The sequence below is a fragment of the Brenneria goodwinii genome, from assembly GCF_002291445.1.
In the GTDB taxonomy this organism is placed as follows: Bacteria; Pseudomonadota; Gammaproteobacteria; order Enterobacterales; family Enterobacteriaceae; genus Brenneria; species Brenneria goodwinii.
This window is the reverse complement of sequence record NZ_CP014137.1, coordinates 1,298,496-1,311,534: the sequence shown is the minus strand read 5'-3', so window position 1 is coordinate 1,311,534 and position 13,039 is coordinate 1,298,496. Positions and strand designations below refer to the sequence as shown.

Sequence of the window (13,039 nt, the reverse complement as noted above, 5' to 3'; positions counted from 1 at the left end):
ATAAACTGATGCCTGGATTTGGAGGAAGTTATGTCACCTTATGGTCGTTTCCACTCTCCGATGCGCTATCGCAGTCTTTTTCTTTCAGATCTTCATCTTGGCTCACGGAGATGCCGCGCAGATAAACTATTAGCGTTCCTTAGACTACACGAAGCCGATCATATCTATCTGGTGGGCGATACGTTTGATTTCTGGCATCGCCGCGCCGTCCACTGGACCCCACAGCATGACTTCATCATTGATTTGCTCTGCCGCCGCGAGCAACAGGGCGTTAAAATAGTGCGGCTTCCCGGCAATCACGATCCGCTCAGCCTGACCGGAGAGGACATTAACCCGCAATTGACTTCCATTGCCCCCACCGCCGGCCCGATCATCCACAAGGGCGCCGACAAACGGCGCTACCTTGTATTGCACGGAGACTGCTGCGACTTCTGGCCCGGGCGTTCTTATGCCATCTCGCGTCTGGGTAGCGGCATCGACTGGTATCTGCTCCGCAGACAGGAGTTGATGCGTTCTCGCCGCACCGGCCGTAGCGTGGAAACGCCCGCCCCGCTTCGCCTGATAAACCGGGTCGGCTCGCTGTTGAAATATGGCTGCCGCATTGAACAGCGGCTGATCGAGCTGGCCAGGCGACACGACGCCGACGGCATCATTTGCGGACACCTGCACAAACCCGCGCTACAGACGCGCGACGGCGTTTTGTATGCCAACTGCGGGGACTGGGTTAGCAACTTGAGCGCCATCGCGGAAGATACCCTGGGCCGATTCAGTCTGATCGACTGGAGCAGTTGTCCGTCATCGTTGTTATCGGATACGACCTCGACTATTACCGTTTCAGAACCCAAGAGTGAGACCGCCACCGCATGACCTTAATCGCCATTTTCGCCGTCGTAATCTGCGGCGCGCTCACCGTAATTCAGTTTGGCTCCCTCGCCCTTGCCCTGTGGCGTCTGCGTCGTCCGGTGAATAAAAAACAAGCCGGCGGGGCGTATCCTTTTATCGCGCTGGCGCGTCCCCTGTGCGGTCAGGATAGCTTCGAAGAAGAAACGATGCGTTCGAGCTTTCAGCAGGACTATCCCGCCTATGAAATCCTGTTCTGCGTCGCTTCCGCGAATGATCCGGTCATCCCGCTGGCGGAAAAGGTCATCGCCTCTTATCCGCAGCAGCCTGCGCGTCTGCTGATCGGCGAAGACCGGATCTCCGGCAATCCCAAGATAAACAACCTTAACAAAGCCTGGCAGGCTACCCATGCGCAGTGGGTGGTGATGGCCGACAGCAACCTGCTGCTGCCCGCTGATTATCTGCGTTCGCTGATGGATACCTTTGACGACCAGACCGGGCTGGTCAGTTCGCCCGCCGTCGGGATACGCCCGCAGAATCTATGGGGGGCGGTGGAAGCGGCGATGTTTAATACCCATCAGGCTCGCTGGCAATTTCTGTCCGATTTCGCGGGTATGGGCTTTGCCCAGGGGAAAACGCTCTTCTGGCGCCGCGACGTACTGGAAAACGGCGGCGGTCTGGCCGCGCTTGGCGCCGAACTGGCGGAGGACGTCGCGTCAACCAAACTGGTGCGTAACGCCGGGTTGAAGGTGCGTCTGCCCCCGCGCCCCTTTCCGCTGCCGATTGGCCGCCGCAGCCTGAGCGCGGTGTGGAGCCGCCAGTTGCGTTGGGCGCGTATCCGGCGTTTTGGTTTTCTGTGGCTGTTTATCCCTGAGATATTATTGGGATCGCTGCCGCCGCTGGCGGCGGCGGTCTATCTGGCGGCGACAGGCGTTTTCCCCTGGGCGATACCGCCGATGCTGATGGTGATGTGGTATGCTGCGGAATGGGGACTGGCAAAAGCGGTCGACTGGCCTCACCGCCCGCAAGACATACTGGCGATGGTGATCCGCGATATCCTGTTCCCCGCACTGTGGTTATGGTGCTGGACCGGGCGTAGCTTCGTCTGGCGCGGCAATACACTGGATGCGAAGCCATCGCCCTCGGGCAATCGGCAACCCGGGAAGTGAAAAGAGAAATTGGCATGTTCGATCTGCAAACCATAGAGACGCTCATCAGAGCGCATGGGCTGATGTTGCTCACGCCACTGGCGGTCATCGAGGGGCCCATCGTCACCGTGATTGCCGCCTACATGGCCCGTCTCGACTACTTTAGTCTGAGCGCGGTGTGCGTCATCGTCATCCTCGGCGATCTGGTCGGCGACACGGGATTTTACGCCCTGGGCCGCTGGGTGATAAATCCTGAAGGCCAGCCGCCCAAATGGCTGGCCCGCCTGGGACTAAGCCGCGCCAGATTGGAGAAGATGGTCAGCAGTTTCGACAACCGGGGGGGCAGGATACTGGTGTTCGGTAAGATGACCCATTCGGCTGGCGCGGTTGTCCTGGCGGCGGCCGGCATGGCGCGCATGAATTTTGGCAGTTTTTTGTTCTATAACACCCTGGCCACCATCCCCAAGAGCCTATTTTTTATCGCCGTGGGCTGGACGTTCGGCCATGCCATCGAGCAGGTTGACCACTGGATGGTGTATGTCTCTCTGGCTCTGCTGATTCTGGTGGTGGTCGTCGGCGTGATGTGGTTGAGACCGGAAAAATGATCTCCGTAAGCTGCATCATTCCGGCCTACAACGAAGCGCTGCGGATCGGCAACGTGCTTGACGCGGTGAGCCGCCATCCATTGCTGTCCGAAATCATCGTCGTGGATGATCACTCCTCCGATGGCACGGCCGAACTGGCGCAGCGCCAGGGAGTAACGGTCATCAGACTGCCGGAAAACCGGGGCAAGAGCCGGGCCGTGGCGGAAGGCATTGCCGCCGCCACCGGCAGCCATTTGTTGCTGCTTGATGCTGACCTGGTCGGACTGACGGCCGACGACATCACCTCTCTCGTACAGCCGGTACGGCAACAGCAGGCCGACGTCACGATCAGTCTGCGGCATAACAGCCCCCTGCCCTGGCGCATCATCGGCCTTGACTATATTTCCGGAGAACGCGTATTCGCCCGCGCCATGGTTGCCGCACGTCTGGATGAATTACGTTCGCTGCCGCATTTCGGGCTGGAGGTATGGCTCAATCAGATCTGGATCGCGCAGCATGTACGCATCCGGGTCGTAAAATGGTCCCGCGTCATCAGTCCTTACAAAGCCGCCAAGATGGGCTGGCTGCCCGGTCTGCGCGCCGATGCCGCCATGATGCGTGATATTTTCCGCACCATCTCGCTGCGTGAAGCGCTGCGACAAATCCTCACCCTGTTGCGCCGACGCCGGGCCTGATTCGTCCGGCTTCCCCTTCTCGTCCCAAGCGCCTGTTCCGCTGACCCAACGACAGCGTACGATAAGTTCGCAAGTATCCCCTATGCATTCAATGGTCAATACTTGACCGCCAATTAAACTATGTGGTTATATGAATCGACATCGTTATTCTTTTTGCGCTTGATTATCCGGCACTATTACTCAAGTTTTTAAAGGGCGGACAACAATAAGGCAACATAATATGTTTGAGCTGGAAGGGCCGTACTCTGCCGATGCGCCTTGGCTGTGGCCGGACGAACTCTGGCGGCGCCAGGTGGAGCGCGTCCGCGCCGGCCGGTCGCTGAAACCGCAAGCGTGGAAAGACGGCGCGCGTATGGCCGTCGCCCTCTCTTTCGATGCCGATCATGAGACATTTGAATTACGTAACGGCGGACGGTCGGCGGGACGCCTGAGCCAGGGTCAGTACGGCGCACGTGCCGGCATGCCGCGCATCCTGCGTCTGCTGGAAAAATATGGCGTGCCGGCTTCGTTTTTTGTACCGGCGGTATCGGCGATGATCAACGCCGAAGAAGTGCGCAATGTGGCCGCGGCGGGCCATGAAATCGGCATACACGGCTGGATCCATGAGTTTAACTCCGCTCTTGACGCCGACACCGAACGCGATCTGACCCTGCGCGCCGCCGATGTGCTGGAACGGTTGTCGGGCGCCCGGCCGGTGGGCATGCGCACAGCCTCATGGGATTTCAGCCCCGCCACGCTTGGTATCGCCCGCGAAATGGCGTTGCTCTACGACTCTTCGCTAATGGCCGACGACGAACCCTATGAACTCCTGGAAGACGGCCAGCCGACCGGCATCGTCGAAATCCCGGTGGAGTGGATCCGCGACGACGCTCCCTACTTTGCCATGGATCGGATGAGCGCCGCCCGTCCCTATGGCGATCCGCTGATGGTATTGGGCATTTTGCAGCGAGAACTGGAAATGGCCTACCAGGAAGGCGGCCTGTTTCAGTTGACCCTCCACCCCCACCATTCAGGACATCGTTCGCGGCTGTTCCTGCTGGAAGAGGTCATCCGTCTGGCGCAGTCCAAAGGCGATGTCTGGTTTACCACCCACGCGGATCTGGCGGCATTCTGCGCCGCCAGCGCCGGTCTGGAGCGCAATACCCCGCGATAGCCCATCAGCGGCGCCGGCGGGAAATACTCCTGTTTTCTGGTCTGAAGAGAGTGACGAACATGTCTATAAAATTGAGATGGGTCGCTGCCGCCGCCCTGATGCTGACGGCCTCACTGGCGGTCGCCCAGCCGGTAAAAGAAACCCTGACCATCGATTTGCCGGGCGATGCGGCGACGCTCGATCCGCACCTGCAATGGAATACCGACAGCTATAGCGTCTATCGCAATATATTCGATAATTTGCTGACCCGCGATGCCGCCGGCAAAATCGCGCCGCAAATCGCGACCTCCTGGACCTATATCAACGATACCACCATCGACTTCCAGATCCGCGAGGATGTCAGCTTTCAGGACGGCAGCAAACTCAGCGCCGCCGATGTGGTCTACAGCATCAAGCGCATCATCAATCCTGAACTGAAAAGCCCCCAGTTATCCCAGTTTGATCAGATTAATAGCGCGGAAGTCACCGGCCCCAACCAGGTACGCATAACCACCAAATCCCCTTACCCGGCGCTGCTGGCGCAACTGGTCAAGCTCTCCATCGTCCCGCAGGCCTATGTGGAAAAGGTTGGCGACCAGCAATTCAATCAGCGCCCCATGGGCAGCGGCCCCTACCGGCTGCTTAACTGGCAAAAGGGCGTGCAGATAGAATTACAGGCGAACGAGCGCTACTGGCGGGCTACGCCGCCCTTTCCGCGGGTGGTATTCCGCGCGGTGCCCGATGTGGCTACCCGGATTGCCGATCTACAGACCGGCAAAGCGGATTTGATCCGCGATCTGCCGCCGGATCAGACCGCCGCCGTGCAAAATAACCCCGATACGCAGGTGCTGTCGGCGCCCACCGAGCGCATCGGCTATCTGTTTATCAATGCCCAGGCGGGGCCGACCAGCGATGTTCGCGTCCGTCAGGCCATCGCCTATGCCATCGATCGCCAGGCGCTGATCGACGCGCTGCTGGAAGGCTATGCCGCGCCGGTCAACGTGCTCGGCGCGCCGCCGGTGTTTGGCTATACCGACCAGGTGCAGGGCTATCCGTACGATCCGGATAAGGCGCGCGAACGGGTCAAGGCCGCTGGCGCCGAAGGGGCGACCATCACCTTCCTGACCTCGCCGGTTTACAGCCGCGCCATGGTCGAGGCCATTCAGCAGATGATTAACGATGTCGGCCTGAAGGTGGAAATTCAGTCCAGCGATCAGCCGACCTTCCTGAAACGGCGTCAGGGTGACGCCGCCAATGCCGGCGGTCTGGCTCTTGGCGCCTGGTCCTGCGCCTGCCAGGATGCGGACGGCGTGATTTTCCCGCTGTTCCGCAGCGGCAGCCTATGGGCCAAGTACCACAATGCCGACTTTGACGCCCTGGTGGACAGCGCGCGCTCGATCCTCGACAGCCAGCAGCGGCTGGAAAAATATCGCCAGGCCTATCAAATCCTGCGTGACGAGGTGCCCGGCATCGGGCTGTATCAGGCCTATGCCATATACGGCGCCAGCAAGCACCTGGAGTGGCAGCCGAGCGCCAACGAAGCGATGTTCGTGATGGATATGAGCTGGAAGCCGAAGCCGTAGCCAGAGGGGCGCGATGTGTTGAGATATATAGCCGGACGGCTGTTGCATGCCGCTATCGCCATTCTCGGGGTGCTGACCATCGTATTTATGATTATGCACCTGTCGGGGGATCCCACCCTGCTGCTGGTGCCGCAGGATGCCTCCGCCGAGATGATCAACGCCCTGCGCCGGCAGTTGGGTTTCGACCGGCCGCTGGGGGTGCAGTATCTGGCCTATCTGCACGATCTGCTTCATCTGGATTTCGGCATTTCCGTGGTGCAACGGGTTCCGGCGCTGGAGATCGTCGCCTCCAGACTACCTTATACCTTGATGCTGGCGGCCGGCGCGCTGCTGGTGGCTATCGGCGCCGGTATTCCGATCGGCATCCTGATGGCGACGCGGCGCGGCGGCTGGCTGGAACGGTTGTTGACCGCCATCGTGGTCACCGGCCAAAGCGTGCCCACCTTTTTATCGGGCATTTTGCTGATTTTTATCTTTGCCGTCACCCTGCGCTGGCTGCCGACGTCGGGATCGCAGGAGCTGTCCGCGCTGATCATGCCCTCTATCGCCCTCGGTGCAATTTCCATGTCAACGTTCGCCCGCATGACGCGCATCTCGGTGCTTGATGAACTGGGCAAAGAGTACGTCAGGGCGGCGCTGGCCCGGGGAATGTCCCGCAGCGCTATCGTCCGCCGCCACGTGCTGCGCAACGCGGCCATCCCGGTGATTACCATCGCCGCGCTGGAGATTGGCAACCTGTTGGCCGGAGCGGTGATTATCGAAACGGTGTTCGCCTGGCCGGGCATCGGCCAGTTGGCGATCCAGTCCATTCAGTCGCGGGATTTCCTGGTGGTACAGGTGATTGTGCTGCTGATTTCCTTTGTCTATGTTATGACCAGCATTCTCGCCGACCTGGTGTACGCGTTGGTCGATCCGCGTATCCGTCTGGCGCGTTGAGGAGCCGCAATATGCAATTCGTCCATCCGGCGGTCGCAAGGAGCAAGAGAAAGGTGCCGCTTTCGGTGCTGATTGTCGCGCTGATTCTGGCGGTAATCGTACTGCTGGCGATATTCGCCCCCTGGATCGCGCCGATGGATCCGGCGCGGCAAAACCTGCTGGCGCGGCTGAGGCCGCCGGGCTTCGAGGCCAGGGGGATCACTTTCTGGCTCGGCACCGACGATCTGGGCCGCGATCTGTTGTCGCGCACCTTATACGGCGCCAGCGTCTCGCTGAGCGTAGCGGTACTGTCGGTGGTGGTCTCAACCCTGGTCGGGGTGACGCTGGGTATGATTGCCGGCTGGTTTCGCGGCGCCGTCGAAGCCCTGATCATGCGGCTGGTGGATATTATGATGTCGATTCCGGCGATCCTGCTGGCGGTGCTAACGGTGGCGGTGCTGGGGCCGGGCTTTCTCAAACTGGTGCTGGTGCTGGCGTTAACCCGCTGGCCGCGCTACACGCGTGTAGCCTATGCCCAAACGCTGCAAGTCGCCAACCTGCCGTTTATCAAGGCATCCGAGCTGGCCGGCGCCGGGGCGGCGCGCATTCTGCTACGTCATGTTTTGCCGAATATCGCCGGTCCGTTGCTGATTGTCGCCACCGCCGAGTTTGGCCTGATGATCCTGATGGAGGCCGGGTTGTCGTTTCTCGGGCTGGGTATTCAGCCGCCGGCCTCCAGTTGGGGTTCGATTATGAGCGTCGGCCGGCAGTATATCGAACGCGCCTGGTGGATTGTCGCCTTTCCGGGCGCCTGTCTGTTCCTGCTGGTTTTTTCCGTTAACGTGCTGGGCGACTGGCTGCGCGATCGGCTCGATCCCCGCTCCCGTATTCGCTGAGGGATACTATGGAATTTGCAAACAAAAAAGTCGTGATCACCGGCGCCGCCGGTATTTTCGGACGCTGGATAGCCGCCTGGTTTGCCCGCGAAGGGGCGCAGCTGTGCCTGAGCGATAACCGCGCCGAGGCGCTGCAGGCTACGGTGGAGCAACTGGGTCTGGATGCGGCGACCACCTTGTTGCATACCACCGAACTGACCGATAACGGCTCGCTGCTGGATCTGGCGGCCCATGTGCGGCAGGCGTGGGGCGCGCCCGATATTCTGATCAATAACGCCGGTATTTATACCCGCTTTGGTCTGCTGGAGATGGATCTGGCCGACTGGGACCGCGTATTCGACGTAAATCTGCGCGCGCCGTTCGTGCTGATGCGGGAAATGGCGCAGTTGATGATCGGCGTCGGGAAGCAAGGCTGTATCGTCAACATCTCTTCCGGCGCGGCGCGCAAGATGAACCAGAATTCGGTGCCCTACTGTACCTCGAAAAGCGCGCTGGAACGGTTATCCAAAGGTTTTGCGCTGGAACTGGCCGAATACGGCATCCGTGTCAATGTGGTCGAGCCGGGTTTTGCGCCGGGCAGCGAGGTCAGCCTGCTGTCCGGTGACTATATCAAGAATATGTTGGCGCGCATCCCGCTGGGCCGCGCCAGCGGACCGGAAGACGCGCCGGCGGCCATTGGTTATCTGTGCTCCGCCCGCGCCAGCTTTATCACCGGGGCGGTGCTGAGCGTGGACGGCGGCAACTCCATCGGCACATATCAGCGCCCCTCGCCGGCGGCTGAGGAACGCCAATGAAGGCAAGCGAGCGGCTGCTGAGCGTGGAAAATCTGTCGATTGATATCGACGGCGCGGCGGTGCTGGACGATGTATCGTTTGACGTCGCTCCCGGTCAGGTCATGGCGCTGGTGGGGGAATCGGGCTGCGGCAAATCCCTGACCGCCTACGCCATGCTCGGCCTGTTGCCGCCGGCGGCGCGCCGCACAGCCGGCCGCATCATGCTGGCGCAGACCGATCTGGCCGCACTGTCCGAACGCCAACTACGTCAGGCGCGCGGTAAGGATATTTCCATTATCTTCCAGGAGCCCAGCGCCTGTCTGGATCCGCTGACCACGGTGGACGCGCAGATCGCCGACGCCTACCGTATCCATCATGGCGTATCCCGGCAGGCGGCGCTGGCCCGGGCGCGACAGATGTTGGAGGCCGTCGGTATCGCCGATCCCGATCGCCGCCTTCATCAATACCCGTTTGAACTGTCCGGCGGTATGTGCCAGCGCATCATGATCTCCATCGCGCTGATCTGCGACCCCAAGGTGCTGGTGGCCGATGAGCCCACCACCGCCCTGGACGTCACCATCCAGGCGCAGATCCTGGATTTGATGAAGCGGCTGGCGGCCGAACGAGGCACCGCGATCGTGCTGATCACCCATGATATGGGCGTGGTGGCCGACATGGCGGACCATGTCGCGGTGATGTATGCCGGCCGTATCGCCGAAATTGCGCCGGTGCACACGCTGTTCCGTGCGCCGGCGCATCCCTATACCGCCCTGCTGTTGGCCAGCGTCCCGCGACTCGATGACGAGCCGAAAGCGCTGCTGGCCACGATCGAGGGCAGCGTGCCGATGGCGCAGCAGTTTATTGCCGGCTGCCGTTTCGTCGAACGCTGTCCGCTGGCGACGCCGCGCTGCCGGGACGAACGGCCGCCGCTGTTTGACTGCGGCGATGGACACCGTTCCGCCTGTTGGCATATCGGGCGGATAAAAGAGATGAACGAGGTTTTGCGATGAGCGGCGACAGAATGATTCTGGAAGCGCGCGATGTGGCGGTGCATTTCGGCGGCCGCAGCGGTCTGTTCGGTAAGACGGCGCCGGTGGTGCAAGCGGTTAACGGCGTTGACCTGGATATCGCCAGCGGCGAGACGGTGGCGCTGGTGGGAGAGTCCGGCTGTGGCAAATCCACCCTGGCCAATACGCTGGTCGGTCTGCAAAAACCGCTCGCCGGCAGTAGCGTGCGCATCGGCGGCGAGCAGGTGGTGGGAGCCGGTTCCAAGGCGCTGAAGGCGATACGCCGGCAGGTGCAGATGATTTTTCAGGATCCGGCGCTATCGCTCGATCCGCGCGCCACCATCGGCGCGGCGATTGGCGAACCGCTGCTGGCCTGTGGTCTGGCCCGTGGCGGCGAGCTACGCGCCAGGGTCGCCACATTGCTGCAACAGGTCGGGCTGCGGCCGGAGCACGCCGACCGTTATCCGCATCAATTTTCCGGCGGCCAGCGCCAACGGGTGGTGATCGCCCGCGCGCTGGCGCTGGAACCGGCGCTGGTGATTTGCGATGAGCCGGTATCGGCGCTGGATGTCTCGGTACGAGCGCAGATCCTCAACCTACTGGTGGCATTACAGCAGCGTACCGGCGTCGCCTACTTGTTTGTGTCGCACGATCTGGCGGTGGTGCGCCATATCTGCGATCGAGTGGTGGTGATGTATCTCGGACGCTTCGTCGAGATCGCCGCGCGCGATACTTTTTTCGCCAACCCCAAGCACCCTTACAGCCAGGCGTTGATCGCGGCGGTGCCGCAGGCGGATCCCGTCGTACAGCGCAGCAAACAAGGTTTTATTCTTGGCGGCGAACTGCCCAGCCCCGCCCGTATTCCGCCGGGCTGCGCGTTTCACACCCGCTGCCCGCTGGCGACCGAACTGTGCGCCAGACAGCGCCCGCAACTGACGCCGCGGGCTGACGGCGCTCGCGTCGCCTGTCATCATGTTTAACGAGGATCCGATGCATCACGCTATTGAAACCGAAACCCTGTCATTGCCCGGACTGGAAGCCGCCTGCGAACTGCGGATCGATCGCTGGGGCATCAGCCATATTCGCGCCGATAATCTGCAAGATCTGTTTTTTGCCCAGGGGGTCAACGCCGCCCGCGATCGGCTCTGGCAACTGGATCTGTGGCGCAAACGCGGCCTCGGTCTGCTGGCCGCCGATTTCGGCCCCGGCTATCTGGCGCAGGATCATGCCGCTCGCCATTTTCTGTTTCGCGGCGATATGGAAGCGGAGTGGAAATCCTATGCGGACGACGCCCAAACCCTCTGCAGCGCTTTCGCCGCCGGTATCAACGCCTGGATCGCCTTGTGCCAACGCGAACCCGATCGCCTGCCGCCGGAGTTTGCCCTGTTCGGCACTCGCCCGGCGCGCTGGCGGCCGGAGGATGTGGTGCGCATCCGTACTCATGCGCTGACGCGCAACGGCGCCTCGGAGATTTTACGCGCCAACGTGCTGGCGCGCAGCGATGCCGCCACCGATCTGCTGCGCTCGGGCATCACGCCGCCGGTGGAAGCGCAGTTCGCGGACGGACTACTGGCTGAAGATATACCGCTTGAGGCGCTAAAGTTGTTTAAACTGGCGACCGCCCCGGTCAGCTTTGACGATGCCCGGCTGACCGCCACGCTTGAGCAGGCCTGGGCATGGAGCGAAGTCACCGATCTGGGCGATATTGTGCGCGCCAGCAGTGAAGAAGGCTCCAACAACTGGGTGGTGCATGGCAGCCGCACCGACAGCGGGCGGCCGCTGCTGGCCAGCGACCCTCATCGCGCTCATGCGGCGCCGTCGCTGCGCTATCTGGTCCATCTGCAGGCGCCGGGATTTAACGCCATTGGCGCCGGCGAGCCCAGCGCGCCGGGCATCTCGATCGGCCATAACGGCCAAACCGCCTTCGGGCTGACCATCTTTGGCGCCGATCAGGAGGATGTATATGTTTACCAGACCCAGCCGGAAGATGCGGATCGCTACCGCTATCAAGACGGCTGGGAGTCGATTGAGCGTCAGCAGGAAGACTTCGACGTCAAAGGCTATGCGCCGCAGACGCTGACGCTCTCCTTTACCCGTCACGGCCCGCTGTTGTATGAAGATCCGGCGCGTCGGCTCGCCATCGCGTTGCGATCGGTCTGGCTGTCGCCGGGAGCGGCCGCCTATCTCGGCAGCCTGTCCGCCATGCGCGCCGCCAGCGTTGAAGCGTTTGGCGCCACGCTGGCGGCGTGGGGCACGCCGTCGGTGAATCACGTCTGCGCCGACGTGGCGGGCAATATCGGCTGGTTCACCGCCGGTTTTACCCCGGTCAGGCATAACTGGCATGGCCTATTGCCGGTGCCGGGCGACGGCCGTTATGAGTGGGACGGCTATCTGCCGGCCGATCGGCTGCCGCGCAGTATCAACCCTGCCGCCGGCTTTTTCGCCACCGCCAATGAAATGAATCTGCCCGCTGGCTATGATGCGCCATCCATCGGTCATGAATGGGCCGAGCGCAGTCGGGCGACGCGCATCAAACAGGTACTGGCGGCTGACCCGGCCCATTCGCTGGCGGCCGCGCAGGCGTTGCAGAACGATACCTTTTCGCTGCCGGCTCAACTGTTGTGCCGCTTACTGGCGCAGATCGGCCGACAAGAAGCGATGAGCACGCCGAATCGGCTGGCGGCGCAACTGCTGGCCGGCTGGGATCATAAGCTCGACGCCGGCAGCGCCGCGGCGGCGTTATTTGAAGTCTGGTGGATGAAACATTTGCGTCCGTCGCTGTTTGCCCGTCTGGCGCCGGATCCGCAGTTGCGGTTGCTGTTGCAGCCGGGGGATATGGATACGCTATTGAAACTGATTGAAACGCCGGACGCGCGTTTTGGCATCCATGCCGAACAGGAACGCAACCGGCTGATACTTGACAGCCTGACCGCCGCCTGGGACGAATGCAGCCAACGTTTGGGCGCGGACGCAAGTCAATGGCAATGGGGCCGACTGCACCAGACGCTGTTCGAACACGCGATCAGCCGCACCCGGCTTGGGGCGGCTCGGCAATGGAATACCGGACCGCTGCCGTTGGGCGGCAGCCGCTCGACGCCGATGCTGGCCAGCTATCGGATAAACGATTTCAGGGTGACCGCCGGCGCGTCGGTGCGCCTGGTGATGGACGTGGGCAACTGGGATAATTCAGTCTGCATCAATACCCCCGGCCAGTCCGGCGATCCGCGCTCGCCCCATTACCGCAATCTGGCCGACCACTGGGCGCAGGGCGAATATGTGCCGTTGCTCTATAGCGAGGAAAAAATCGCCGAGCATACCCTTAAACGCATAGTGCTGCTGCCGGGGTAGCGGTTTACAGGATTCGGGCCGGCGCGCATTTAACCCTCAGCGGAGTCTGTAACGCAACGCCGGCTCCCGACCGCATCACCAGGATGCTCATCGCAATGGTTTAAGCTCCCTCTTCTCA

At 61.7% G+C, this 13,039-nt stretch carries 12 protein-coding genes; all 12 read left to right on the top strand.

Annotated features, from left to right (window positions below):
* Positions 1-30 precede the first annotated feature (30 nt).
* Complete coding sequence (locus tag ACN28R_RS05985; RefSeq protein WP_082153064.1) at positions 31-867, top strand: UDP-2,3-diacylglucosamine diphosphatase; 837 nt, start codon at positions 31-33, stop codon at positions 865-867.
* A complete protein-coding gene (locus ACN28R_RS05980; RefSeq protein ID WP_095833889.1) occupies positions 864-2,009 on the top strand; it encodes a ceramide glucosyltransferase in 1,146 nt (381 codons plus the stop codon). Before ACN28R_RS05985 ends, ACN28R_RS05980 begins: the two co-directional genes overlap by 4 nt.
* Complete coding sequence (locus tag ACN28R_RS05975) at positions 2,006-2,593, top strand: DedA family protein (protein ID WP_236840190.1); 588 nt, start codon at positions 2,006-2,008, stop codon at positions 2,591-2,593. The genes ACN28R_RS05980 and ACN28R_RS05975 overlap by 4 nt, the downstream gene beginning before the upstream one ends.
* Positions 2,590-3,267, top strand: a complete 678-nt coding sequence (locus ACN28R_RS05970) for a glycosyltransferase family 2 protein (RefSeq protein ID WP_095833887.1) — start codon at positions 2,590-2,592, stop codon at positions 3,265-3,267. Before ACN28R_RS05975 ends, ACN28R_RS05970 begins: the two co-directional genes overlap by 4 nt.
* A gap of 220 nt (positions 3,268-3,487) precedes the next feature.
* Positions 3,488-4,420: a polysaccharide deacetylase family protein gene (locus ACN28R_RS05965; protein ID WP_095833886.1), complete on the top strand. Its 933-nt coding sequence runs from the start codon at positions 3,488-3,490 to the stop codon at positions 4,418-4,420.
* Between the two features lie 59 nt (positions 4,421-4,479).
* A complete protein-coding gene (locus ACN28R_RS05960) occupies positions 4,480-5,982 on the top strand; it encodes an ABC transporter substrate-binding protein (protein ID WP_048638597.1) in 1,503 nt (500 codons plus the stop codon).
* Between the two features lie 15 nt (positions 5,983-5,997).
* Positions 5,998-6,918 carry an ABC transporter permease gene (locus ACN28R_RS05955; protein ID WP_095833885.1) on the top strand — a complete coding sequence of 307 codons (921 nt, stop codon included), beginning with the start codon at positions 5,998-6,000 and terminating at the stop codon, positions 6,916-6,918.
* A gap of 11 nt (positions 6,919-6,929) precedes the next feature.
* Positions 6,930-7,793, top strand: coding sequence for an ABC transporter permease (locus ACN28R_RS05950; RefSeq protein WP_095833884.1), 864 nt, complete (start codon positions 6,930-6,932; stop codon positions 7,791-7,793).
* A gap of 8 nt (positions 7,794-7,801) precedes the next feature.
* Positions 7,802-8,587 carry an SDR family NAD(P)-dependent oxidoreductase gene (locus ACN28R_RS05945; protein ID WP_095833883.1) on the top strand — a complete coding sequence of 262 codons (786 nt, stop codon included), beginning with the start codon at positions 7,802-7,804 and terminating at the stop codon, positions 8,585-8,587.
* On the top strand, positions 8,584-9,576 hold the full coding sequence (locus ACN28R_RS05940) for an ABC transporter ATP-binding protein (protein WP_095833882.1): 993 nt from the start codon (positions 8,584-8,586) through the stop codon (positions 9,574-9,576). The genes ACN28R_RS05945 and ACN28R_RS05940 overlap by 4 nt, the downstream gene beginning before the upstream one ends.
* Positions 9,573-10,553 carry an ABC transporter ATP-binding protein gene (locus tag ACN28R_RS05935; protein WP_095833881.1) on the top strand — a complete coding sequence of 327 codons (981 nt, stop codon included), beginning with the start codon at positions 9,573-9,575 and terminating at the stop codon, positions 10,551-10,553. Before ACN28R_RS05940 ends, ACN28R_RS05935 begins: the two co-directional genes overlap by 4 nt.
* A gap of 10 nt (positions 10,554-10,563) precedes the next feature.
* Positions 10,564-12,921, top strand: a complete 2,358-nt coding sequence (locus ACN28R_RS05930) for a penicillin acylase family protein (protein ID WP_095835741.1) — start codon at positions 10,564-10,566, stop codon at positions 12,919-12,921.
* The last annotated feature ends 118 nt before the right edge of the window (positions 12,922-13,039 follow it).